Source organism: Aeromicrobium sp. 9AM, from assembly GCF_902506105.1.
Lineage (GTDB): Bacteria > Actinomycetota > Actinomycetes > Propionibacteriales > Nocardioidaceae > Aeromicrobium.
Window position 1 is genome coordinate 996191 of record NZ_LR733303.1, and the last position, 22392, is coordinate 1018582.

24 protein-coding genes are annotated in these 22392 nt (G+C 68.6%); 19 read left to right on the forward strand and 5 right to left on the reverse strand.

Annotation, left to right across the window (positions count from 1 at the left end):
• Positions 1-103 precede the first annotated feature (103 nt).
• The 7 genes from BOSE46_RS05005 (at position 104) to BOSE46_RS05035 (ending at position 6805) form a co-directional block, all read left to right on the forward strand.
• The gene (locus BOSE46_RS05005) at positions 104-1072 is read left to right on the forward strand and encodes an aldo/keto reductase (RefSeq protein ID WP_159538839.1); all 969 of its coding nucleotides are present in this window, start codon (positions 104-106) and stop codon (positions 1070-1072) included.
• Positions 1073-1207: 135 nt separating this feature from the next.
• Complete coding sequence (locus BOSE46_RS05010; RefSeq protein WP_159538841.1) at positions 1208-1945, forward strand: FadR/GntR family transcriptional regulator; 738 nt, start codon at positions 1208-1210, stop codon at positions 1943-1945.
• 122 nt (positions 1946-2067) lie between these two features.
• Complete coding sequence (locus BOSE46_RS05015; RefSeq protein ID WP_159538843.1) at positions 2068-3435, forward strand: ABC transporter substrate-binding protein; 1368 nt, start codon at positions 2068-2070, stop codon at positions 3433-3435.
• 1 nt (position 3436) lies between these two features.
• Positions 3437-4408, forward strand: coding sequence for a carbohydrate ABC transporter permease (locus tag BOSE46_RS05020; protein WP_159538845.1), 972 nt, complete (start codon positions 3437-3439; stop codon positions 4406-4408).
• Entirely contained in the window at positions 4405-5304 is a 900-nt protein-coding gene (locus BOSE46_RS05025; RefSeq protein ID WP_159538847.1) for a carbohydrate ABC transporter permease, read from the forward strand. The genes BOSE46_RS05020 and BOSE46_RS05025 overlap by 4 nt, the downstream gene beginning before the upstream one ends.
• Complete coding sequence (locus BOSE46_RS05030; RefSeq protein ID WP_159538849.1) at positions 5301-6470, forward strand: mandelate racemase/muconate lactonizing enzyme family protein; 1170 nt, start codon at positions 5301-5303, stop codon at positions 6468-6470. The genes BOSE46_RS05025 and BOSE46_RS05030 overlap by 4 nt, the downstream gene beginning before the upstream one ends.
• Complete coding sequence (locus tag BOSE46_RS05035) at positions 6467-6805, forward strand: L-rhamnose mutarotase (RefSeq protein WP_159538851.1); 339 nt, start codon at positions 6467-6469, stop codon at positions 6803-6805. Before BOSE46_RS05030 ends, BOSE46_RS05035 begins: the two co-directional genes overlap by 4 nt.
• On the opposite strand, the gene BOSE46_RS05040 is transcribed toward BOSE46_RS05035, so the two are convergent.
• Positions 6802-7626, reverse strand: coding sequence for an amidohydrolase (locus tag BOSE46_RS05040; protein ID WP_236551635.1), 825 nt, complete (start codon positions 7624-7626; stop codon positions 6802-6804). The genes BOSE46_RS05035 and BOSE46_RS05040 overlap by 4 nt on opposite strands.
• 110 nt (positions 7627-7736) lie before the next feature.
• Here BOSE46_RS05040 and BOSE46_RS05045 point away from each other — a divergent pair, with 110 nt between their 5' ends.
• The 4 genes from BOSE46_RS05045 (at position 7737) to BOSE46_RS05060 (ending at position 11357) form a co-directional block, all read left to right on the forward strand.
• On the forward strand, positions 7737-8597 hold the full coding sequence (locus BOSE46_RS05045; protein WP_159538855.1) for a fumarylacetoacetate hydrolase family protein: 861 nt from the start codon (positions 7737-7739) through the stop codon (positions 8595-8597).
• A complete protein-coding gene (locus BOSE46_RS05050) occupies positions 8594-9358 on the forward strand; it encodes an SDR family NAD(P)-dependent oxidoreductase (RefSeq protein ID WP_159538857.1) in 765 nt (254 codons plus the stop codon). Before BOSE46_RS05045 ends, BOSE46_RS05050 begins: the two co-directional genes overlap by 4 nt.
• A gap of 1 nt (position 9359) precedes the next feature.
• A complete protein-coding gene (locus tag BOSE46_RS05055) occupies positions 9360-10046 on the forward strand; it encodes a FadR/GntR family transcriptional regulator (protein ID WP_159538859.1) in 687 nt (228 codons plus the stop codon).
• Positions 10047-10169: 123 nt separating this feature from the next.
• Entirely contained in the window at positions 10170-11357 is a 1188-nt protein-coding gene (locus tag BOSE46_RS05060) for a hypothetical protein (protein WP_159538861.1), read from the forward strand.
• Positions 11358-11395: 38 nt separating this feature from the next.
• Here the strand turns inward: BOSE46_RS05060 and BOSE46_RS05065 are convergent, their stop codons facing one another.
• Both BOSE46_RS05065 and BOSE46_RS05070 read right to left on the reverse strand, forming a co-directional pair.
• Complete coding sequence (locus tag BOSE46_RS05065) at positions 11396-11965, reverse strand: hypothetical protein (protein ID WP_159538863.1); 570 nt, start codon at positions 11963-11965, stop codon at positions 11396-11398.
• 27 nt (positions 11966-11992) lie between these two features.
• Entirely contained in the window at positions 11993-12805 is an 813-nt protein-coding gene (locus BOSE46_RS05070) for a hypothetical protein (RefSeq protein WP_159538865.1), read from the reverse strand.
• Here BOSE46_RS05070 and BOSE46_RS05075 point away from each other — a divergent pair.
• The 8 genes from BOSE46_RS05075 to BOSE46_RS05110 all read left to right on the forward strand — a co-directional run bounded on the left by BOSE46_RS05075 (position 12804) and on the right by BOSE46_RS05110 (position 18420).
• Positions 12804-13802 (forward strand): FhaA domain-containing protein, encoded by a 999-nt coding sequence (locus tag BOSE46_RS05075; protein ID WP_159538867.1) that lies wholly within the window; start codon positions 12804-12806, stop codon positions 13800-13802. The genes BOSE46_RS05070 and BOSE46_RS05075 overlap by 2 nt on opposite strands.
• Positions 13803-13872: 70 nt before the next feature.
• Complete coding sequence (locus BOSE46_RS05080) at positions 13873-15393, forward strand: serine/threonine-protein kinase (protein ID WP_159538869.1); 1521 nt, start codon at positions 13873-13875, stop codon at positions 15391-15393.
• A 90-nt stretch (positions 15394-15483) separates the two neighbouring features.
• Positions 15484-15753: a GlsB/YeaQ/YmgE family stress response membrane protein gene (locus BOSE46_RS05085; RefSeq protein ID WP_159538871.1), complete on the forward strand. Its 270-nt coding sequence runs from the start codon at positions 15484-15486 to the stop codon at positions 15751-15753.
• A gap of 84 nt (positions 15754-15837) precedes the next feature.
• Entirely contained in the window at positions 15838-16065 is a 228-nt protein-coding gene (locus BOSE46_RS05090; RefSeq protein WP_159538873.1) for a hypothetical protein, read from the forward strand.
• A gap of 48 nt (positions 16066-16113) precedes the next feature.
• Positions 16114-17370, forward strand: coding sequence for a histidine-type phosphatase (locus tag BOSE46_RS05095; RefSeq protein WP_159538875.1), 1257 nt, complete (start codon positions 16114-16116; stop codon positions 17368-17370).
• A gap of 3 nt (positions 17371-17373) precedes the next feature.
• Positions 17374-17706 carry a hypothetical protein gene (locus BOSE46_RS05100; RefSeq protein WP_159538877.1) on the forward strand — a complete coding sequence of 111 codons (333 nt, stop codon included), beginning with the start codon at positions 17374-17376 and terminating at the stop codon, positions 17704-17706.
• Between the two features lie 79 nt (positions 17707-17785).
• On the forward strand, positions 17786-18010 hold the full coding sequence (locus BOSE46_RS05105) for a FitA-like ribbon-helix-helix domain-containing protein (protein ID WP_201299525.1): 225 nt from the start codon (positions 17786-17788) through the stop codon (positions 18008-18010).
• Positions 18007-18420 carry a type II toxin-antitoxin system VapC family toxin gene (locus BOSE46_RS05110; RefSeq protein WP_159538881.1) on the forward strand — a complete coding sequence of 138 codons (414 nt, stop codon included), beginning with the start codon at positions 18007-18009 and terminating at the stop codon, positions 18418-18420. The genes BOSE46_RS05105 and BOSE46_RS05110 overlap by 4 nt, the downstream gene beginning before the upstream one ends.
• 1 nt (position 18421) lies before the next feature.
• Here BOSE46_RS05110 and BOSE46_RS05115 read toward each other — a convergent pair whose 3' ends face one another.
• Both BOSE46_RS05115 and BOSE46_RS05120 read right to left on the reverse strand, forming a co-directional pair.
• On the reverse strand, positions 18422-21013 hold the full coding sequence (locus tag BOSE46_RS05115; protein ID WP_159538883.1) for a DEAD/DEAH box helicase: 2592 nt from the start codon (positions 21011-21013) through the stop codon (positions 18422-18424).
• A gap of 66 nt (positions 21014-21079) precedes the next feature.
• The gene (locus BOSE46_RS05120) at positions 21080-22360 is read right to left on the reverse strand and encodes a phytase (RefSeq protein WP_201299526.1); all 1281 of its coding nucleotides are present in this window, start codon (positions 22358-22360) and stop codon (positions 21080-21082) included.
• Between the last annotated feature and the right edge of the window lie 32 nt (positions 22361-22392).

Consider the following 22392-nt stretch of genomic DNA (forward strand, 5'->3'; position numbering starts at 1 on the left):
TCATACATCACACCTTACACTGAGGCGCATCGGCTGCTCCTGCACCGACTTTCGCAAGGGAACGAGGATGAGCGCCGTGGGACGATCTGCTGTGGACGGTTCCATGGAGCGACGCGACTACCGGCGCGGTGGATCACTCACCGAGGTCGGCATGGGGTCTGCGCAGCTCGGCAACCTCTTCGTCGAGACGACCGACGAGGAGTCCACCGCTGCGGTCGACGCCGCGTGGCAGGCGGGCATCCGCTACTTCGACACGGCACCCCACTACGGTCTCGGCCTGTCGGAGCGACGCCTCGGACGCGCGCTGGCCGGCCGGCCGCGCGAGGAGTACGTGCTCTCCAGCAAGGTCGGGCGTCTGCTCGTCGACTCGCCGGAGACCGCGCACCAGCAGGACGATGACGGCTTCGTCGTCCCGGCGGAGACCAAGCGGGTCTTCGACTTCACCCGGGACGGCGTGTTGCAGTCGGTCGAGTCCAGCCTCGAGCGGCTGGGCGTCGACCGGCTCGACATCGCCTATCTGCACGACCCTGACGATCACTGGGAGGCGGCGTCGACGACGGGCGTTGACGCCCTGGTCGAGCTGCGGGACCAAGGCGTGGTCGGGGCGATCGGCGCCGGCATGAACCAGTCCGCGATGCTCGCCGAGTTCGTCCGGCGCACCGACGTCGACATCATGATGGTCGCCGGCCGCTACTCGCTGCTCGACCAGTCGGCGGCTGACGACCTCCTGCCGATCGCAGCCGAGCGAGGCGTCAGCGTCGTGGCGGCCGCCGTCTACAACTCCGGCATCCTCAGCACGTCGACGGTCCCGGCCGATGCGCATTTCGACTACGGCGTCGCGTCGGCCGAGGTCCTGGCGAAGGCGCGGCGGATCCAGGAGGTGTGCGCGACCTTCGAGGTGGACCTGCCGGCCGCCGCGGTCCAGTTCGCCCTGCGGCGACCCGAGGTCGCCTCGGTCGTGCTGGGCATACGTACGGCCGGACACGCGATCTCGTCGGTCGAGCGGGCGACTGCGCCGATCCCCGACGAGCTCTGGGGCGCACTGGCTGATGAAGGACTGGTCCGCGTATGACCGCCGTCGCACCGCGATCTGCGCGTCGCCGCCCCCATCTGCGCTGGTGGGCGCGATGATAGGACGTATGAGGTCATGTGTGGTCACGTCTCGGACCACGCCAGGAAGCCCCACGGAGCATTGGAGTCCCCACGCATGAGTGGTCGAGGTCAGATCAAGGATCTGCAGGCGCCCGAGAGCCGGGAACGACCTGCCGACATGTTGATGCGTGCCATCGTCGACTCGATCGTCGCGGGTCGCTACGAGGCCGAGCAGGCGCTCCCGCCCGAGGCGGCACTGGCCGAGCACTTCGGCGTCAGCCGCACGATCGTCCGCGAGTCGATGAAGCGTCTCGAGGAGAAGGGCCTCGTGGCGGTCCAGCAGGGCCGCGGCACCCTGGTGCAGCCGCACTCGAGCTGGAACGTGCTGGATCCCGTGGTGCTCAGCGCCGTCATCTCCCACGACGAGGAGCTGCACACCCTCGACGAGCTCACGCTGGTGCGCGGCTCCCTGGAGGGTGTCATGGCCGCGCAGGCGGCGGAGCGGGCCGGCGACGAGGGGCGCGCCGAGCTGTCCGCCGCGCTCGACCGGATGGTCGCGCTGACGGGGGACTACGACCAGTTCAGCGAGGCCGACGCCGTCTTCCACCGCACCGTGATGGACCTGTCCGAGAACTTCCTGGCGAGCAACATCGCCTACACGCTCTACAGCCGCGCCCGCTCCTTCGCGCGGTTCGAGGGCGATCCGCCGTCGGACGCCATCGACCGTACGGTCGACGAGCACCGCGCGGTCTACGAGGCGATCGCCGCAGGCAAGGTCGCCGAGGCACAGCAGGCCATGATCGACCACATCGTCGGCTCGTGGGAGCGGCGCAACCCGGCCCGCAAGTCCTAGCCCTCCCGCGTGATCTGAAGAAAAGTGATCCGCTTCACACAAATCTCTTGCGCAAACATCACACGTATGATGTGCTATCTCTGCTGCCGACCAAGGCAGACCCTGTGACAGTGGAGGAATGAATGAACCGCATCCAACCCCGCCGCCTTGTTCGGCAGATCGGCCTTCTCGGTGTCCTCAGCGTGACCGCCGTGGCCGTCCTCTCGGGATGCTCCAGCGGCAGCAGTGACAGCTCGGACGGAGGCCGCGGGTTCTCCGAGGCCAAGCAGGACAAGAACAGCACCATCACGGTGTGGGTCGACGCGACCCGCGTACCGGCGGTGAAGGCGTTCGAGAAGGCCAACCCGTCGATCAAGGTCAAGACCGTCACGTATGACGGCTCGGCCAACGGGTCCAACTCGTTCAAGACGAAGATGGCGCTCTACGACCGCGCCGGCAAGGGCTGGCCCGACGTCGTCTTCTCGTCGCAGAACAACGACGCTGCCTGGGCGACGCAGAAGGTGGCCGGCAAGCAGTCGTTCGCGGCCCGCCTCGACAAGGGCCTCGTCCCCGAAGGCACCCTGTCCGGGTTCTCCAAGGGCGCGCTCAACCCCTGCACAGTCGACGGCGGTGTCTACTGCCTGCGCAACGACCTCGCCCAGACCGTGCTCTGGTACGACAACTCGCTGCTGAAGAAGTTCGGCTACGCGGTCCCCAAGACGTGGGAGGAGTACCAGGCGCTCGGCGAGAAGGTCGCCAAGGAGCACCCCGGCTACATCGTCGGCTCGGTCGGCGACACGTGGACGCCTGAGGTGTTCATGTGGTCGAGCAAGTGCCAGGCCAACGACGTGACCGACATCCGCTCGGTGACCGTCAAGACCGACTCCACCGAGTGCAAGCGTGCCGCGTCGATGCTCGACACCCTCGTGGCCAACAAGTCGCTGACCAAGCTGAGCGTCTTCACGCCTGACTTCGTCAAGACCTACACCGGCAAGGTCCTCATGATGCCCGGCCCGGCTTGGTTCGCCGGCGCGATCTTCAACAACCCCGAGTCGCTCAACGTGCCCAAGGGCCGTCTGGGCGTCGCGGCTCCGCTGGCGTGGGACGGCGACTCGGCTGTCGCCGGCAACGTCGGTGGTGGCACGTGGTTCATCTCGAGCCACTCCAAGAACCTGGCCAACTCCGCCAAGTTCGCCGAGTTCGTCACGACGGACGACGCGTACCAGGTCAACCTCGCTCCCGGATACCCCGCGTTCTCGGCAGCCGCCGACAAGTGGGTCGCCAAGCAGGAGTCGTCCGGCTACTACGCCACGGACCTGTCCGGGCTGCTGAAGGCCGGCGGCCTCGTGTGGGACGGCTGGGGATTCCCCTCCTTCAGCCAGGAGGCGATCTGGGCCAAGACCATCACTCCGCTGGTGTCCTCGGGCAAGTCGATCGAGGAGAATCTTGGCACCTGGGGAACCGCCATCAAGAACCAGGCGAAGGTCAACGGTTACCAGGTCAATGACTGAGATGACCACTGCGCAGTCGGCCGGCTCGGAGACCCCGAGCCGGCCGGCGGCCACCGACGACAACGGGATCCCGAAGGAGGCCGTGAGCGTGAACCGCGATCGCAAACGCAGGCAACGGTCGATCGGCGCCGTGTTCGTGGCACCGTACGCGGTGTTCATGCTGGCGTTCGGCGTGCTGCCGGCGCTCTACGCGATCTATCTGGCGCTGACCGACGCCAACGGCGGGTTCACCCCGACCGCCAACTTCTCCAAGGTCATCGACGACTTCAGGTTCTTCGCCGCGGCGCGTCATGTCGCCTTCTTCCTCGTGATCTGGCTTGGCGCACTGCTCGTGCTGGTCGTCTTCCTGGCGATCGTCGTCCATGCCATCCGGTCGCGTTGGCTCAGCGGGACCGCCCGGCTCTTCTTCTACCTCCCGGGAGCCCTGGCCGGTGCCTCGAGCGTCATGCTGTGGCTCTTCGTGCTCGACCCCGTCGCCAGTCCCGCCGGCCCGCTGCTGCGCGCCCTGGGCTGGGACACGTTCACCAACGTCATCCAGCCGAGCCACCTGCCACTGATCTTCGCCATCATTGCGTTCTGGACCGGCGCCGGCGGATGGATCATCGTCATGTACGGCGCGCTCAACAACATCTCGACCGAGATCATGGAGGCGGCCCGCATCGACGGCGCCAACCCGTTCCAGGTCGCGATCCACATCCAGCTGCCGCTGCTACGCAAGTGGATCGCCTACATGGCGGTCCTGTCGCTCGCGACCGGCACGCAGCTGTTCATCGAGCCGTCGCTGCTGTCGCAGGCGAGCAACGCGGTCGTACCGAACGACTACTCGCTCAACCAGCTGGCCTATCAGTACGCGTTCGACCTGAACGACTTCAACGGCTCCGCGGCGATCTCCGTGATGCTGCTGGTCGTCGCGCTGCTGCTGTCCGCAGTCTTCGTCGCCAAGGGCGGCCTGTTCGATACCGAGGATGTATGAGTACGGCAACAGCGACCCGCCCGAACCGACTCACCGGCTGGAGCGGCCGGTCGATCATCGGGCTGATGCTGGTGGTCGCGACGATGTTCTTCATCGTCCCGCTGATCTGGCTGCTCATCGCGGCGACCAAGACCGAGCACGAGCTGGCCGTACGTTCGCCGTTCGCGATCGGGTCCTGGGACACGTTCACCTCCAACGTGCGACAGCTCTTCGACTTCCAGTCCGGCGCCGTCGTCGGCTGGATGCGCAACTCCGCGTTCTACTCCATCGGCGCGCTCGTCATCACGCTCGCGATCTCGGTGCCGGCGGGGTATGCCCTGGCGCTGACCGAGTTCCGCTTCCGCCGGATCCTGATGGTCACGACGCTCGTCGTGATGCTGATGCCCAACACGGCGCTCGTGCTGCCGGTGTTCCTCGAGATGAACAAGGTGGGGCTCGTCGGGCAGCCGTTGTCGGTGATCCTGCCGTTCTCGTTCTACCCGTTCGGCGTCTACCTGACCTACATCTACTTCTCGACGAGCATTCCCCGGAACCTGCTCGCCGCGGCCCGTCTCGACGGCTGCAACGAGGTGCAGGTGTTCACCCGGATCGCGCTCCCGCTCGCCGCGCCAGTGGTGGCCCTCGTGGCGTTCTTCAGCTTCGTGCAGAACTGGAACAACTACTTCCTGCCGTTCGTGATGCTGCCGTCGAGCGACAGCTATCCCATGCAGGTCGGGCTCTCGACGCTGCTCTCGTCGACGCCCGCGTTCAACCCGAGCGCCGTGGGATCGGAGTCGATGCACCTGCCAGCGCTCGCGATGGCGACCATCTTGTCGATGCTGCCGGTGCTGATCCTGTTCTTGTTCTCGCAGCGCTTCCTGGTGGCGGGCATGACGGCCGGGGGAGTCAAGGAATGAAGATCACCGGCTATCGCGAGCTCTTCACCCAGCACGAGTGGCACCGCCCCGTCGGCGACGTCAACGGCGTCAGCGTGGGGACCCGCACCGATGTGCACGTCCTGATCCTCACGACCGATGAGGGCTATGAGGGCATCAGCATCGGCCCGTCGAGCCGAGGAGACCTCGCACGTGTCTTCCCGGCGATCGAGGGCGAGGACCCGCGCAGCGTCACGGCGCTCTACGACCGCATGCTGGCGTACGTCTTCAAGACCGGGCACACCGGCAGCGTCTTCGCGTCGATCGGTGCGATCGACGACGCGCTCTGGGACCTCAAGGCCAAGATGGCCGGCGAGCCCCTGTGGCGGATGCTCGGCGGCCGTACGCGGTTCGTGCCCGGCTATGCCTCGGGCCTCGAGTTCGGGCTGGCGGACGAGGAGGTGCACGCGCTCTACCAGCGGTTCGCCGACGCCGGTTTCGCCCAGGCCAAGCTCAAGGGCGGCCGCAACGTCGATGACGACGTACGCCGGCTGCGCCTCGTGCGCGACGTGCTGACCGCCAACTCCGCACAGCCCGCCATGATGTTCGACGCCAACGAGTCGTGGCACCGCTCCCAGGCGGTTCGGCACATCCAGCGCATCGAGGCGGAGGTCGACCTGACCTGGATCGAGGAGCCCGTACGCCGCTGGGACGCCCACGGGCTGGCGGAGGTGCGCCGCAGCGTCAAGACCGGGGTGGCAACCGGCGAGAACCTGACCGGACTCGAGCAGTATCGCCCGCTGTTCGACGCCGATGCCGTCGACGTGGTGCAGTTCAACAGCGGCTGGGGCACCACGAACGCCTTGCGCGTCGCCGTGGTGGCCCACGCGCACGACCTGCCGGTCAGCCCGATCGGCTTCACGCCGATCATCGCGCACGCTGCGAGCACGATGCCCAACCACCTGACGACCGAGGTGCAGGACCTCGGCCAGCCCATCGGGGTGCACATCGACCAGGAGATCGCCGACGGCGGCATCGTCCTGGGCAACGCCCCGGGCGCCGGCATCACGATCGACGAGGCGCTGATCGAGCAGCTGCCGGTCGGTCAGGGCTGGGCCACGCCTGCGGGGCCCCACGTGCGACCCGAACGCGCCGGTCTGCGGATGGTGCCGGGGGATCCCGGCGACACCACCTGGCTCGGCGCATGAGCGAGCCGCTGCGGGTCTGCCAGACGACCCAGCTTCGTCCGGAGATGCGGGAGCGCTATCTCGAGCTGCACTCGGCGGTCTGGCCGACGGTGGAAGCCGGGATCCGGTCCGCGCACATCGAGAACTACTCGATCTTCGTGCGCGGCGACACGCTCGTCGCCTACTTCGAGTACACGGGGGACGACCTGGCCGCCGACCTCGCGGTGCTCGACGACGATCCCGACATGCAGCGGTGGTTGGCGCTCACCGATCCGTGCCAGCTGGACCCTGAACCGGGTCAGCCGGGCGGGCCGTGGCGCGAGCTCACGCTGGCCTGGCGCCTGTCACGCGGCTAGCCGAGCTCGATCCCGTACGTCGTTGCGGCGTTGGTCACCAGCACGAGGTCCTGCTCGGCGTCCGACAGGCCGTACGAGGTGGCGACGTGGTCGAACCACGCTTCGTACGGCTCGGCGTCGCGTCGGGAGACCGGCCAGTCGCTGCCGACCAGGCAGCGCCCGGGTCCGAACGTCTCGAGCGCCGCGCTGACGAACGGGCGCGCACGGTCGGTGGACGCCTGGCCCGACAGCTTGATGAGGGTGTTGGGCTCTGCCGCGAGGGCTCGGAGACCGTCCAGCCACTGTGTCGCCGACGGGCTGCCCCACTCGTCGTCGATCGCGGGCTTGCCGAGGTGGTCGAGCACGATCGTGGTCTGCGGGGCCTGCCGGCTCAGCCGCGTCAGGGCGGGCAGCTGGTGGGCCCGGACGCACGCGTCGAACGTCAGACCGGCGTCGCCGACGGCCGCCAGGCCCGCGGCGACCCCTGGGTCGTCGAAGAGCTCGACCGGCTCGTCCTGCAGCAACCGGCGAATGCCGGTGACCTTGTCAATCTCACGCAGCACGTCGAGGTCGGCGGCCACGGCGTCGCCGCGATCGATGGGTGCGAAGGCCACGACGGCAGCGATGGCGGGGCCGCCTTCGTCCAGCTGCGAGGCCCACGCCGCCTCGGCCGGAGCCTCGGCAGCGGTCCGATCCGCTTCCACGAAGACCGCTCCGAGGGAGCTCGGACTCACCTCGGCGACGTCGGCGGGGGTGAACCGCTCGGGGAACGGCGCCCCGTCCAGCCACGCGTACGAGAACAGTCGCCGGTCCCAGCAGTGCAGATGCGTGTCGATGTACATGGCCACAGCCCGAGCCTAGACATTCGATGTTTGATCCGTCAAGATATCTACTGACCGCTCAATGACGAGCGCATCGCGTATTAAAGATCGAATGTCTGTGAAGGAATCTGATGAAGTTTGCTCGGCTCGGCCCGTTGGGTCACGAGATCCCCGTCGTCCAGGCCGAGGACCGCGTCTTCGACCTGTCCTCGGTCACGGCCGACATCGACGCGTCGTTCTGGGAGTCCGGCGGCGTCGCGAAGGTCAGCGCCGCACTGGCTGACGGCACGTTGCCCGTCCTGGCCGATGCCGAGACACTGCGGGTGGGTGCGCCAATCGCCAAGCCCGGCACGATCGTCTGCATCGGCATGAACTACGCAGCGCACGCTGCGGAGTCCGGCTCCGAACCGCCGAGCGTGCCCGTGCTGTTCTTCAAGGCCGCCAACACGATCGCAGGCCCCAACGACACCGTCACGATCCCGCGCGGCAGCGAGAAGACCGACTGGGAGGTCGAGCTCGGCATCGTGATCGGCCGCCGGGCGTCCTACCTCGACTCGGTCGAGCAGAGCCTCGACCACGTCGCTGGATTCGTGCTGGCCAACGACCTGTCGGAGCGGGCGTTCCAGCTCGAGGAGTCCGGCGGGCAGTGGAGCAAGGGCAAGATCGCACCCGGGTTCAGCCCGCTCGGCCCGTGGGTCGTCACGCCCGACGAGGTCGACCACGAGAACCTCCGGCTCCGCAGCTGGGTCAACGGCGAGCCGCGACAGGACTCGTCGACGGCGGACCTGATCTTCGACGTGGCGCACATCATCCATCATCTGAGCCAGTACATGGTGCTCGATCCGGGCGACGTGGTCCTGACCGGTACGCCCGAGGGTGTCGCGCTGTCGGGGCGGTTCCCCTACCTGCAGCCCGGTGACGTCGTCGAGCTCGAGATCGGCGGTCTCGGCCGGCAGCGTCAGGACGTCGTCGCGTACGAGGCGGCACGATGAGCGCGCCCGAGCTCGACGGCCTCGTCGCGATCGTCACCGGTGGTGCCAGCGGGATCGGCGCCGCCGTCGCCATGGAGCTCCGCGACCGGGGAGCATCGGTCGCGGTCCTCGACCTCGACCCGAGCACCGCACCTGAGGGAACGCTCGCTGTGCAGGCGGACGTCGCCTCCGACGACAGCGTCCGCGCGGCCATCGCGAGCGTGGTGAGCAGCTTGGACCGCATCGACATCGTCGTCAACAACGCCGGCATCGGCGCCAAGGGCACGGTCGAGGACAACTCCGACGCCGAGTGGCAGCGGGTGTTCGACGTCAACGTGTTCGGCGTCGTCCGCACGACCCGCGCTGCGCTCCCGTACCTCCGGCTCTCGCCGAGCCCCGCGATCGTCAACGTCTCCTCGATCGCCGCGACCGCCGGGCTGCCCGAGCGCGCGCTCTACTCAGCCACCAAGGGTGCCGTGCATGCGCTCACTCTGGCCATGGCTGCCGACCACGTACGCGAGGGCATCCGGATCAACAGCGTCAACCCGGGGACGGTCGAGACGCACTTCGTCACCTTGCTGCTCGAGAAGGCCGAAGACCCGGTCGCCGAGCGCGCCGCGGTGACGGCGCGCCAGCCGCACGGCCGACTGGTCAGCCCGGAGGAGGTCGCGCACGCCGTGGCGTACCTCGCCAGCCCGCTTGCCGGCTCGACCACCGGGACATCACTCGCCGTCGACGGTGGCATGGCAGGTCTGCGCACCCGTCCCGCCGCTAGGGAGTGAGATGGCACTGACCGACGAGGCGATCTCGAAGATCAAGACCATGATCCTCGACGGCCGGCTCAAGCCCGGCGACCGGTTGCCGCGCGAGGCCGATCTGGCCGAGCAGCTCGGCATCTCCCGCGGCTCCCTGCGTGAGGCGGTCAGGGCGCTGTCGATGATCCGGATCCTCGACGTACGCCGTGGCGACGGCACGTATGTGACGAGCCTCGAGCCCGAGCTGTTGCTGGAGACGCTGACGTTCGTCATCGACTTCCACCAGGACTCCGACGTCCTCGACCTGTTCGAGGTCCGTCGTGCACTCGAGCCGATGGCTGCGGAGAAGGCCGCGCGGCTGATGCCCGCTGACGAGGCCGCCGAGCTGCTCACGCTGGTGGACTCGGTGCGGGCCGACGACCCGGTCGAGGCCTGGGTCGCCAACGACATCGAGTTCCACCACCGGATCGCGCTCGCCGCCGACAACTCCGTGCTGTGCCTGCTGGCCGACAGCGTGGCCGCCCGCACGCATCAGGCACGGGTGTGGCGGGGTGTGACGCAGGAGGACTCGTTCGAGCAGACGCGTCGCGAGCACCGTGCGATCGCGCTGGCGATCTCCGAGCGGCAGCCGAGCGTCGCGGCAGCGTGCGCGCTGACTCATGTCGCGGGGATCGAGGGCTGGCTGCGGCGCAGCCTCGGTGGCGCCGAGTCCTGAGACGAACACCGCCGCCCCGCACGCGGGGCGGGCTTGCCATGCCCTCATCTGAACCCTTAATGTGAATGAAAATCATTCCCAATAAGGAAAGCGATCCTCATGCACCTCGTACGACGATCTCGGGTGGCCCTTGCGGTCATCATCTCGACGCTTGCGCTCGCCACATCGGCCTGCAGCGGCGGCAAGCAGGACGACGCCGTCAACGTGTCATCCTCGGACGAGCCGGCCGGCCAGCTCACCGGGCCGCGACTCGCGATGACGTACGACGGGGGAGTCCGCGTCCTCGAGCGCGACACGCTCAAGACGGTCGCCGACTTCCCCATGACCGGCTACCTGCGGGTCAACCGGGCCGGCGACGAGCGGCATGTCCTCGTGTCGACCGAGACCCAGGGCTTCCGACTGCTCGACACCGCGGTCAAGGTCGAGTCGCACGGCGATCACTCGCACTACCTCCCCGACGGCAAGCCGGCCCTGGCCGGATCCTTCGAGGCGCAGGAGCCCGGGCACGTCACGATCCACGACGGCAAGACGGTGCTGTGGAGCGACGGGACCGGCACGGCGCAGATCCTCGACTCGGCCAGGCCGACCAAGGTCGTCGGCACCTACAAGGCGGCCAGCCCGCACCACGGCGTTGCGGTGCAGCTGGACGACGGGCTGCTGGTCACGGACGGCACGGCCGACCAGCGCACCGGAGCCAAGGTCATACGGCTCGGCAAGGAGGTCGCCAGCACGAAGGACTGCCCCGGCGTCCACGGCGAGGCGACGGCCGGCAACGGTGTGGCGGTGATCGGCTGCGAGAACGGCGTCGAGCTCTACGAGACCGGCAGGTTCACCAAGCTCGACAGCCCCGACGCGTACGGGCGCATCGGCAACCAGGCCGGGTCGCCGTCGTCCCCGATCGTGCTGGGTGACTACAAGGTCGACAAGGATGCCGTGCTCGAGCGTCCTGAGCGCATCACGCTGATCAACACGGAGACCAAGGAGCTCAAGCTCGTCGACCTGGGCACGAGCTACTCGTTCCGCTCGCTGGGGCGTGGCGCCGCGGGCGAGGCGATCATCCTCGGCACCGATGGCGCGATGCACGTGCTCGACGCGAAGGACGGCAGCACGCTTTCGACGATCAAGGTCGTCAAGCCGTGGTCCGAGCCCGTCGACTGGATGCAGCCGCGGCCGACGCTGCACGTCAGCGGTGACACGGCGTGGGTGACCGAGCCCGCCATCTCGACGGTGCACGTCGTCGACATCCCGTCGGGCAAGGTCGTCAAGAGCGTGAGGCTCGACGTCGTGCCAGACGAGATCACCTCGAGCTGAGTCTGCGGTGGCCGGGGCGCCGTCCTCGGCCGCCGGGCTCACTCGACCTGTTCGCGGAGGCGCACCAACAGGTCACGAGCCTCGTCGTACGCGTCCCGGGGGAGTCCGAGCTCTCGTCGTGCGCGCCAACGACCGTCTAGCAACGACATCGGCAGCGCTTCAAGATCGTCCTCGGGATCGAGGTCGCGCAGAGGAATCGTGAACCACCGCATCGCCTCACGGAACCTCCCGGCTTCTTCGAGGGACTCCCCAACCCATTGATGCTCGGTGTTCCTGAGGCCTTGAAGCCGAGTGATGGACAGCAGCTCAGCGAGGAGATTCTGCACGCGATCGTCGTCTCCGGCGGCCAGCTCGACCATCAACAGGCCACAACGCGGTTCGAGCTCGGTCGGTCCACCGTCGGCTATCGCGTCTAGGTAAGCGATGCGCGCGGCGTCCAGCTCGCCGTTCATTTCCAGCTCGGCCGCAAGGGAGGTCAGGAACTCGGCGCGCCCGTGCTCGCCGATCTCAAGTTCGGATGCTCGCGCACGAAATGCGGCAATTCGCCCGACAAGACCCATTGACTCGTGAATCTCGTCGATCTCGTTGATCGCGTCGCTGAAATCCATGCACCGAGTGTGCCATCGAGCGTGGGCTCAGGCGTCGATGCCCACGGCCCGCAACCTCGCGCGGATGTCGTCGAGCAGGCGGGCCGGGAACTCCGACGTACGCCGGCACCGCTCGACGAGGTAGACGATCTTGTTGAGCCGCGGCCCCGGCATCTCGAGCCCTCGGGACGCAAGCGCCGGGCGGAGCATGTTGCGGTCGAAGGCGCCGTCGCTGGCGATCTCGGTGCCGCGCCACGCGGCGAAGGCCCGTTTGAGGTCGCCGTGCGCGACCACGCCGTGCTCCGGCGAGAGGGCGACCGCTATCGCCGCCACGAGCCAGGCGTCGTCGTGCTGCAGGGCGTCGACGCCCAGCTGCACCGTGCCCGAGTCCATCAGTTGCGCCTCCGGCAGGTCGAACTCCACGACCGCGGTGAACGTCAGGTCGGGATAGCGAAGCTCGATGCGGGTGCCGCTGTGGGTCAGCGAGATCTTCTGCCCCGGTGCGGGCGTGGTCGCCTCGCCCGACGGTGCGGTGAGCTCGACGATCGCACCGTTGGCGCGCTGCCCTCGATGCACGACGGGATGCGCCGCGGTCGCTGAGATCACCAGCGCCGGGTCGCTGACGTAGGGGAGGCGCACGAAGACGTACGCCGACCCGGCGATCTGCTCGGCGACGAGGGGCTGCTGCTCGGGCAGGTTCATCCGCCGGGCGAGCACGAACGCCGAACCGGGCTCGATCGCCGCCTCGCCCGAGTGCTGCTCGCCGGCTGACCAGGCGATGTGCAGCACCGGTGCTCCTTCGTGGAATGCGTTCCGCCGCGGCTCGACCTCAGCCCCGGATGACCCCCACGATGATGCCATGTATGGAACTGTCTCGGGGCTCGCCTCCAACCTGTTGATCCTCGTCATCTTCGTCGCCGTCGTGTGGGTCGGGCTGCGGATCGCGCAGAGCATCTTCGGCGTCAGTTCCAAACGCGCGGCCGCCGCCGAGGTCGGGGCCAAGCTCGTGTCCTACCCGACCGGGTCCGCCGCGGTGCTGCGCCGTCGGTTCGTCCGCGCGCTGACCGCGCAGCACGTCGTGATGCCCAGCGGTGAGCGGCTCGCGTTCGCGGAGCTCACGGTTCGGGTGGCACCGGAGGACCTGGAGCGGCTCGACCCCGACGGCGACCTGGAGCGGCTCGGTGACGACGGGGCTCAGCTCTACGTCGCACACGCTGAGCGGGCCGGCTGGGCGGTGCCGCCTGAGGTCACGGTGATCGTGGAGGTGGACCCAGGGCTGCGGTCGGGCTGGATCCCGCCGGCGCGAGGCAGCGGCCGCGCGGACCCGGCCAGGCGTGTCCCCGAACGTACGGGACTGGGGTGGGAGGACGTGGCGGATGGACCGGATGACGTGGTTTCGAGACGTTCCTCGTTCCTCGTCGCTCCTCAACCACCGAGTGGCGCCGTTCCTCAACCGCCCGCGCCCGACCCGGCGGCGACGATGAACTTCCCGGCGCTCGTTCCCGATCTCGAGGACACCGCGCCGACCATGAACGTCGCGAGTGCGCTGCGCCTCGAGCGCGGCGGGCGTACGGCCTCGGTCCCGATCGACGGCGCCGTGCTGGGCCGGCTGCCGGAGAGCCCCATGCGGTTCGAGGAGCCCCAGGTGTCCTACCGCCACGCTGCGATCCGCCTGCACGGCACCCGGTGGGAGGTGAAGGACCTCGGCAGCACCAACGGCACCACGGTCGACGGCCAGCGCATCGACGACTGGACCGCGCTGCGTCCCGGATCGGTCATCGCGCTCGCCGGGGTCAGCGTCGTGGCGGCGATGGACACGGCGGGAACCGTGCATCTGCAGGGATTGACGAGTCACTAGGGACAATGGAGCTGACCGACGTACCGTCGAGGTGAGCGTGTTGCCGATGTGGAGCAGGAGGATCAGCCCGATGCCAGATCCTCTTGCGACCCCGGCGACCCCGCCCAGCACCGTACCGGTCGAGCAGCGCTTCGAGCTGCTGGGCCGCATCGGTGCGGGCAACCACGGGGTCGTGTTCCGGGCCCGGGACAGCCAGCTGCAGCGCGAGGTCGCGATCAAGCGGTTCTCGCACTTCCTCGCCGACGATCCACGCGCGATGCGCCGCATCACCCGGGAGGTGGCGGCGCTGGCACGGGTGTCGCACCCGAACGTCGTGACGGTGCACGACCTCGTGCACATGCCGGATGGCGACGGCGAGGTCACGCCGCACCTGGTGATGGAGCTCGTCGAGGGCACCTCGCTGCGTGACCTGCTGGCCACGCGCGGCCCGAGCCTGCGCTCGGTCACCGCGGTGCGCGGAGTGCTCGAAGGACTCGCCGCGTGCCACCAGGCCGGCATCCTGCACCTCGACATCAAGCCCGCCAACATCCTGGTGACGACGCGCGGGGGCATCAAGATCGTCGACTTCGGCATCGCGCGAGCGGCTTCCGACACCACCGCGACGGTGGCCGGCACTCCGCACTACATGGCGCCGGAGCAGTTCGACGGCAGGGCCGACGAACGCAGCGACATCTACTCCGTCGGCTGCCTGTTGTACGAGTGCCTGACCGGCAAGCCGCCGTTCGAGGGCACCATGGCCGCCCAGGTCATGGCCCACCGCAACCGGCCGCGCCCCGATCCGCGCCAGCTGGCGCCGGTGAGTGCGTCGCTGGCGGCGGTCGTCATGCGGGCGATGGCGATAGAACCCACACAGCGCTACCAGAGCGTCGCCGAGATGCTCGCGGCCCTGGCGGCGGCCGACCTGAGTCCGGCAGAGGTCCTTCCGACGGCCCCGCAGAGCGATGTCCTTTCGTCAGGCTCAAGGGGCGACGACCCGAGGATCGGGGCCGTGGCGCCCGGCGGGCCGGTCGTCACGCGCTGGAGCAGGCTCAAGACGTACGCCGTCGGGTGGGCGCTGAGCGCGTTCATCGTGGCGCTCCTGCCCGGCCTCGTGTGGCTGAGCACCGCGTTCGTCTCCGACGACTACCGGCCGCACGCGATGCGTGAGTCCAGCTCGTTCGGCTGGTGGCTGCTCGCGGTCGCGATCGCCGGCGTCTTCCTGCTGACACGCAGGCAGGGCTTCCTCGCGTTGATCGGCGGGCCGGCCGTGGGGCAACCCGCACCGCCACGCGTGGTCGACCGGTCGATGCGGAGTGGACTCGGACTCGCGGCGGGAGCGGCAGCGCGCGGTTCGTTGCCGATGCTGTTCCCGTGGTACGTCGTGCTGGTCGCCGGGTTCGCCAAGGCGACCGACGTCGCGTGGCCGGACGACGTGTTCGGCACGACCTGGGGCCTGGCGTGGGTCCTGATGCCCGCCGCCGCGATGCTGCTCGTCATTCGCGGGATCTCGCGGCTCAGGCTCCGGTTCGGCTCGTTGCTGATGGCCATGATGCACCTGACCGGGGCAGGCCTCGCCGCGGTGCTCTTCGTGGCATACCCCCTCGCGCTCTGAGCCCTGTCGGCATGCATCGGCTGTGCGTGGCTGGGTAGACATGTCCTGCGGCGCACCCGTCGCACCAAGCAACACGGAAAGAGGACTCTCATGGAAATCATCGGTCTGATCGTGGCGGGCATCATCATCGGCCTGCTCGGCAAGTTCATCGCTCCCGGCGACAAGGACAACATCCCGATCTGGCTCACGATCGTGTGCGGCGTCGGAGGGGTCCTGATCGGCCGGTTCATCTATGGCGCATTCGGTGGAGACGGCAGCGACGGCGTCGACTGGGTCCGCTGGCTCGTCGCGATCGTCACCGCTGCGGTGCTCGTCATCGTCGCGTCGACCGTGACCGGACGCAGCAAGACCCGCGTCTAGACAGCACGGACACCAGGGACCCCGGCCGGCTGGCCGGGGTCCCTTTCGTCGCATACGAGAGCGGTCGCTGGGTATGCCCCGGGCATGAGCAAGCTGATGACCGCGGGGGTCTTCGCGACGGGGTATGTGCTGGGTGCGAGGGCGGGACGCGAACGGTACGAGGAGATTCGACGGGCGTGGGAGAGGATCACCAACCACCCGCGGATCAAGGAGATCGTGGTGCGGGTCGAGGACCGGGCGATGAACGCCTACAACGACACCACTCCGTCCGACAACGGCGCGCACCCGGCCAACCGGACCAAACTCGCCTGACCGGCGTGGCGCCCGCCTAGACTGAGCAGCGCCACCGACAGGGAGACCATGCTCAAGATCATCAGCATCATCGTCTCCCTGCTGGCTGCCCTGATCGGCCCCGCCGAGGCCGACATCGTCAGCGACAACCACGCGTACGCCAACCAGACGCCGTACGGCGACCCGGCGAGCACGTCGATCAAGGCGCCGCCGCCGGGCTACCAGCTGGTGTTCCTCGAGAACGTGGGACGCCACGGTTCACGCAGCCAGACGACCAACGACGGCGAGCAGCGCGCGTACGCCGTGTGGAAGTCCGCCTCCGGCAAGGGACAGCTGACCACCGCCGGCAAGCAGTTCGACGACGACCTCAAGGCGTTCCAGAAGGCGGAGTCGGCGATCGGATACGGCAAGCTCAGCGCCCTCGGCAAGGCGCAATGGGCCGGGATCGGCCGGCGTACGGCGGCCAACTACCACGACTTCCTCACCCAGGCCGCGACCACCGGCGACGACATCGCGTTCCGGACGACGAGTGTCACCCGCACCAAGCAGAGCGCCGCGGCGCTGCTCAGGGCGCTCGACACCGCGGTCCCCGGTCTCGACCTCAAGCCGGCATCGGTCGACGACCGGATGCGCATCACCGACGGCTCGACCAGCGCGGGCCGGGCGGGGATCGCCAGTGTGCTGCGTCGGTCCGACGTACGCACAGCGGCGCGGCACGTGCTGCGCCGGCTCTACACCGCGAAGTTCGTCGACAGCCTCAGCGATCCTGTCGGCAAGGCGCTCGACATCTACGGGCTCTATGCGATCGCGCCGAGCATGCGGACCGAGACGCCGGTGACGTTCAGCCGCTACGTCCCGGTCGCCGACGCACACCTGCTGGGCTTCGCCAAGGACGCGCAGAACTTCTACCGCTACGGTCCCGGCGTCAAGGGGCAGACCGGCTCCTACCGGCAGGCGCAGCCCGTGCTCGACGACTTCTTCGCCCAGCTCGACAAGCGCCTCAAGGGCGGACACACGGCGGCCGTTTTCCGGCTCGCGCACGGCGAGACCACGATGCCGTTCGCCGCTCTGAGCAAGATGCCGGGCAGCACCAAGCAGGCCACGACCGGCACCCCCTACTCGTACGGCAACAACCCCTGGCGCGGCTATGTCGCGGGGCGCATGGCGGGCAACATCGAGTGGGCCGCCTATCGCAACTCGACGGGCGCCGTGCTGGTGACGGTCCGCTACAACGAGCAGCCGGTCAAGCTGCACAGCTCATGCGCCCAGTCGACCGTGGCCCCGTACTTCTACCGCGTCTCCGCGCTCAAGAAGTGCATGTCCTGAGTCATGACTGACGTGACGATCGACGAGCGGTTGGCGTACGCGATCGAGCATCGGCGGCAGCTCGAGATCAGGTATGTGCTCGGGCCGCAGTCGCGCGGGCTGCGCGTGGTGAACCCGCACGTGGTGTTCACGGCGTCGAACGGTTCGCTGACGCTGCACGCTGTGCAAGTTGCGGGATTCTCGTCGACGGGACTGACCGAACCTGCGTGGCGGTCGTTCGACCTGTCGCGCGTGTGGGTCACCAAGCTGCTCGACAGCACCTTCGCGATCGACGACGAGCTCAATCTCGGCAACGACGAGCTCTACGCCGAGATCCACCTGGCCGTGCGGCAATAAGCCAGAGCAACCGTTTGCATGCAATGCATGCAAATGGTTAGTCTTGGGATCAGGAGGCGATCACATGAGCATGTTGACGGTGCGAGACCTCGACCCTGAAGTCAAGGCAAAGCTGCGCGCGCGAGCGGCACGTCAAGGGCGGTCGATGGAGGCTGAGGTGAGGCTGATCCTTGCGCGAGCCGTGGAGATCGACGAGGCGCGTCCCAGCATTGCCGACGTCTTCCTGGACGAGTTCTCACGCCATCCCGTCGAGCTCGAACTCCCCGAGCGCGGCGCGATGTCGCAGCGACCAGTCAATCTGTGATCATTCTTGACACCAACGTGATCTCCGAGCTCATGCGAGGGGGAAGCGCGGAGATCACGCGATGGTTGGCCTCGGTGCGGGGCGACGACCTGCACACGACCGTCATCACGAGGGCGGAAATTGGCTACGGAATCGCCCGGCTCCCCGATGGACGCCGTCGTGACCAGCTGAGGGGTCGAGCTCGGACTGTGTTCGCGCAGATCGCCGATCGCACGCTGTCACTCGATGTTGCCGCGGCGGATCGCTACGGCGAGCTGGTCGCTGCGCGCGAGCGATCAGGGCGCCCCATCTCGGCGCCAGGCGCACAGATCGCCAGCATTGCCTTCGTCCACGGAGCGACCGTCGCGACGCGCAACACCGCTGACTTTGCGGATTGCGGAGTCGATGTCGTGAACCCGTTCGCTGCCTGAGCTACTTGCGCAGGCGGACGAGGTCGGCGAGCGCGGCGTCCGAGAGCTCGGTCAGCGCGCCCTCGCCGCCGTTGACGACCGCGTCAGCGAGTGAGCGCTTGGATCGGATCAGCTCGGCGATCGACTCCTCGATCGTGCCCTCGCTGATGAGCCGGTGCACCTGGACGTTCTTGGTCTGGCCGATGCGGTGCGCCCGGTCGGTGGCCTGGTCCTCGACGGCGGGGTTCCACCAGCGGTCGTAGTGGATGACGTGGTCGGCCTTGGTCAGGTTGAGGCCGACGCCGGCCGCCTTGAGCGACAGCACGAAGACCGGGATCTCGCCGCCCTGGAACTTGTGCACCATCTTCTCGCGCGCGCGTACGGTCGTGGCGCCGTGCAGGAACTGGTGGCCGATCTTCTTCTCCTCGAGGTGCCGCGTCAGCAGCCGGCCCATCTGGGCGTACTGGGTGAACACGAGCGTCGCGCCGTCCTCGGCGACGATCTCCTCGACCAGCTCGTCGAAGACGCCGAGCTTGCCCGAGCGCCCGGTGATGCGGCCGTCGGGCTCGCGGAGGAACTGGGCGGGGTGGTTGCAGATCTGCTTGAGCTGGGTCAGCAGCTTGACGACGAGGCCGCGGCGCTGGATGCCCTGTGCGTTCTCGATCTGCGCCATCGTGCTGCGGACGACCGCCTCGTAGAGCCCGACCTGCTCGCGGGTCAGGTTGATGCGGTGATCGGTCTCGATCTTGGGCGGCAGCTCCGGGGCGATGCCGGGATCGGACTTGCGTCGGCGCAGCACGAACGGGCGGATGAGCTGCGACAGCCCGGTCGCCTTGCCCGAGTCGCGGCGCGACTCGATCGCTCGCGACCAGGTGTTGCGGAACTGCTGGTTGGTCCCGAGGAGGCCGGGCGTGGTCCAGTCGAGGATCGCCCACAGCTCACCGAGGTTGTTCTCGACCGGGGTGCCGGTCAGCGCCAGCCGGGCCTGGGCCGGGATGCCGCGGATGGCCTGAGCGGTGCGGGCGTGCGGGTTCTTGATGTTCTGCGCCTCGTCGGCGACGACCAGGCCCCAGCCGGGCTGGTGCTCGGACAGCTCGATCGCGTCGGAGCGCATCGTGGCGTACGTCGTGACGAGGAATCCGTCGTCGACGCCGTCGAGGCGCCGTTTGGGCCCGTGATAGCGGCGGACGTTGACACCCGGGGCGAATCGCTTGATCTCGCGCTCCCAGTTGCCGAGCACGGAGGCGGGGCACACCACGAGCGTCGGCGACGAGGAGATCGCGGTGCGCTGCAGGTGCAGGGCGATCAGCATGACGGTCTTGCCGAGGCCCATGTCGTCGGCGAGGATGCCGCCGAGCTGCAGGTCGACGAGCTGCGTCATCCAGCGCAGTCCCTGCAGCTGGTAGTCGCGCAGGGTGCCGTCGAGTCCGTCCGGCTGCACCGCAGGGGCGATGTCGCGGTCCTGCACTGCGAGTCGCTTGCGTACGTCCTCTAGCCAGCCGACCGTGTCGACCTCGGTCATCCGGCCGTCGACCTCGAGCTCGCCGGTGACGGCGGCCCTCAGCGCCTCGAGCGGGGAGATCTCGCGCGTACGCCGTTCGAGCACGCGTTGCAGCCGCGCCTTGTCGACGAAGACCCAGCGGTCGCGCAGCCGCAGCAGTCCGGTCTGTGACTGCGCGAGCTGGTCCAGCTCGGCGGCCGACAGCACGTCGTCGCCGAGCGCCACCTGCCAGTCGAACGAGAAGAGCTGGCCCTGCGTGAACGCCGACGGTCGGTCGGATCGCGGTGTCTCGTCACGGCGTACGACGGCGGACGTCGACAGCTCGCGTACGAGCTCGGGTGGCCAGCGGATCTCGATGCGGTTGGCCATCAGGGTCGGCGCGAGGGAGCGGTCGCCGAGCCGGGCGAGCTCGTCGGGACTGACGGTCGCCGCGCCGCGAGTGTGCGGATCACGCAGTCGTTCGGCAGGGGACCACCACGGCTCGAGCCGGCGCAGCATCGCCGCGGTCGGCTCCTTGGCGTCCTGGCCGAGGGGGTGCGTCGTCGATCCGGCGAACATGTCTCCCGCGTCGAACGCGGCCCACGAGCCCGAGCGCGGCTGCACCCTCAGACGTACGACGGCGGCCTGCTCTGCCGTGGGCTGCTCGAGGAACGACACCATGAGCGTCCACGAGAACGTCGTCTCGCGCTGCCGGGGCTGCTTCGCCTGAGGAGACACGTACGGCTGCCGCTGCGGCGTCGAGGCCGCAGCGGGCGCGTCGACGGCGAGCGCCTTGAGGAACGCGTTGATCGTCGCCTGGCCACGGCCGGCGTTGCTGTCGATCGCGGTCGCGGCGTTCTGCAGCTGGTTGAGCTCGGTCGAGTCCGGTGAGCCCAGCGCGCCGCGGGCCATGATGCGCAGCGCGAGGATCGCGGGAGTCGCCCACGCGCGTACCGAAGGATCGGCCGACATCACCCGGATGCCCTGGCTCAGCGCTCCGATCGACTCGTTGGCCGTGGCCTCGTGATCGCCGTCGGTGGCGTGGAACACGAAGCGCGAATCAGCGGGATCCTCGGCTGCGACGAACTCCACGGGGAAGCGCAAAAGCCGGCGCAGATCCGTGGACGTAGGCATCCCTCCATTGTCGCTCACCGCTCCAACAAGCGGTCATGCGGCTACCCGATTCGAAAGGAGCTCGAGTCAGCGGGTCAGGATCTTCGCGTCGAGGAACTTGAAGTTGGTGTTGACCCGCGGCTCGCCGTCGGCGCCGAGCTCGACCGGTGTGTTGTCGCCGTCCTGCACGACGAGGAGGCCGTGCGGATAGCCGGGCAGGGGAGTGCTGACGGTGTCGGCGCCGTCGCAGTCCTGCGAGCCGTCAGCGGCGGCGCCGTCGACGACCGCGAAGTGCTTGAGCGGCCGGTTGGTCTGCCGGTCGTACGTGTAGAAGGTGTTGTCACCCTGGCTCGACACCAGCAGCGTCCCGCTGCGCTTGCCGGTCTCGTGGATCGTGAGGCCCTCGGTGTCGGCCGCGATGCGACCGCCGAACCCTGGGTCGACGCCCGAAGGCACGCACTCCTCGGTCTTCTCGTCGTACGTCGCGGGGACGCCGAACTCCTTCGTACGCTCGACGGCCCTCGGCCGGCCCTGGAACGACCCGTGCTTCAGCTGGACCCGCCACAGGCCGATGTCCTCCTGAGCGGCGTACAGCGTGCCGGCCGCCTCGTCGACGACGACTCCTTCGAGCTGCGGGCCCTCGCCGGGCTCCTCGCACGGCGACCAGGTGGTGTCGTTCGGCAGGCGGAACGACGACGGGAAGTCGAGCGTGTCGACCTTCTTGTAGGTCACCTTGCCGCCGGACGCGATCAGCTCGAACAGGCCGACGTCGGTCTGGTGCCTGCGGGTGCCCACGACGTACGCCGTGCCGTGGTCCTGGAACGTGGTGAGGCCGTAGATCGTCTCCTGGTCGTTGACCTGAGCCTGGTTGCGGGAGAAGGCGAGCGGCACGTTGGCGGCGGTCGCGTCGGTGAGCTTGCCGGTGCGCTGGTCGATGACGTACGACCGGATCTGGTCGCGTCCGCGGTCGCTCGTCACGGCGAGGTCCACGGTCCGTCCGCCGAGCTTGAAGCCGTGCACGATGTCGACGTTGTTGAAGCGGCCCGCCTCGTCGTCGGGCCCGGGTGCTGCCGGTGCCGCGATGCTCTGCACGAGCCTGCCCTTGAGGTCGTACACGTTGAGCCCGGCGTTCTTGGCCGTGCCGATCACGACGCTGCGCGCCCTGTCGTGACGGTTGACCCAGATCGCCGGGTCATCGGCGTCGCCCTTGTGGCCGGCTGCGTCGTCATACACGCCCGGCGTCTCGGTCTTGGCCGTCACGGACACGAGGTGGTCGCTCGGTCGCGGGTGGGCAGACGCCTGGGAGGCGATCAGGGTGGGTACGACGATCAGGGCGAGGGCCGCGAAGGGGCGCGCAGGTGTGGTCACGCGCGAGACGCTAACCATGCGGGTTGTACGCG

Excerpts from the sequence above, each read along its gene's own strand:
- BOSE46_RS05100 (WP_159538877.1), top strand. The coding sequence starts at position 17,374 with ATGACTGACGTGACGATCGACGAGCGGTTGGCGTACGCGATCGAGCAT.
- BOSE46_RS05115 (WP_159538883.1), bottom strand. The coding sequence starts at position 21,013 with ATGCCTACGTCCACGGATCTGCGCCGGCTTTTGCGCTTCCCCGTGGAG.
- BOSE46_RS05020 (WP_159538845.1), top strand. The coding sequence starts at position 3,437 with ATGACCACTGCGCAGTCGGCCGGCTCGGAGACCCCGAGCCGGCCGGCG.
- BOSE46_RS05035 (WP_159538851.1), top strand. The coding sequence starts at position 6,467 with ATGAGCGAGCCGCTGCGGGTCTGCCAGACGACCCAGCTTCGTCCGGAG.
- BOSE46_RS05085 (WP_159538871.1), top strand. The coding sequence starts at position 15,484 with ATGGAAATCATCGGTCTGATCGTGGCGGGCATCATCATCGGCCTGCTC.
- BOSE46_RS05055 (WP_159538859.1), top strand. The coding sequence starts at position 9,360 with ATGGCACTGACCGACGAGGCGATCTCGAAGATCAAGACCATGATCCTC.
- BOSE46_RS05090 (WP_159538873.1), top strand. The coding sequence starts at position 15,838 with ATGAGCAAGCTGATGACCGCGGGGGTCTTCGCGACGGGGTATGTGCTG.
- BOSE46_RS05095 (WP_159538875.1), top strand. The coding sequence starts at position 16,114 with ATGCTCAAGATCATCAGCATCATCGTCTCCCTGCTGGCTGCCCTGATC.
- BOSE46_RS05030 (WP_159538849.1), top strand. The coding sequence starts at position 5,301 with ATGAAGATCACCGGCTATCGCGAGCTCTTCACCCAGCACGAGTGGCAC.
- BOSE46_RS05005 (WP_159538839.1), top strand. The coding sequence starts at position 104 with ATGGAGCGACGCGACTACCGGCGCGGTGGATCACTCACCGAGGTCGGC.
- BOSE46_RS05065 (WP_159538863.1), bottom strand. The coding sequence starts at position 11,965 with ATGGATTTCAGCGACGCGATCAACGAGATCGACGAGATTCACGAGTCA.
- BOSE46_RS05050 (WP_159538857.1), top strand. The coding sequence starts at position 8,594 with ATGAGCGCGCCCGAGCTCGACGGCCTCGTCGCGATCGTCACCGGTGGT.
- BOSE46_RS05010 (WP_159538841.1), top strand. The coding sequence starts at position 1,208 with ATGAGTGGTCGAGGTCAGATCAAGGATCTGCAGGCGCCCGAGAGCCGG.
- BOSE46_RS05040 (WP_236551635.1), bottom strand. The coding sequence starts at position 7,626 with ATGTACATCGACACGCATCTGCACTGCTGGGACCGGCGACTGTTCTCG.
- BOSE46_RS05045 (WP_159538855.1), top strand. The coding sequence starts at position 7,737 with ATGAAGTTTGCTCGGCTCGGCCCGTTGGGTCACGAGATCCCCGTCGTC.
- BOSE46_RS05070 (WP_159538865.1), bottom strand. The coding sequence starts at position 12,805 with ATGGCATCATCGTGGGGGTCATCCGGGGCTGAGGTCGAGCCGCGGCGG.
- BOSE46_RS05075 (WP_159538867.1), top strand. The coding sequence starts at position 12,804 with ATGTATGGAACTGTCTCGGGGCTCGCCTCCAACCTGTTGATCCTCGTC.
- BOSE46_RS05025 (WP_159538847.1), top strand. The coding sequence starts at position 4,405 with ATGAGTACGGCAACAGCGACCCGCCCGAACCGACTCACCGGCTGGAGC.
- BOSE46_RS05015 (WP_159538843.1), top strand. The coding sequence starts at position 2,068 with ATGAACCGCATCCAACCCCGCCGCCTTGTTCGGCAGATCGGCCTTCTC.
- BOSE46_RS05080 (WP_159538869.1), top strand. The coding sequence starts at position 13,873 with ATGCCAGATCCTCTTGCGACCCCGGCGACCCCGCCCAGCACCGTACCG.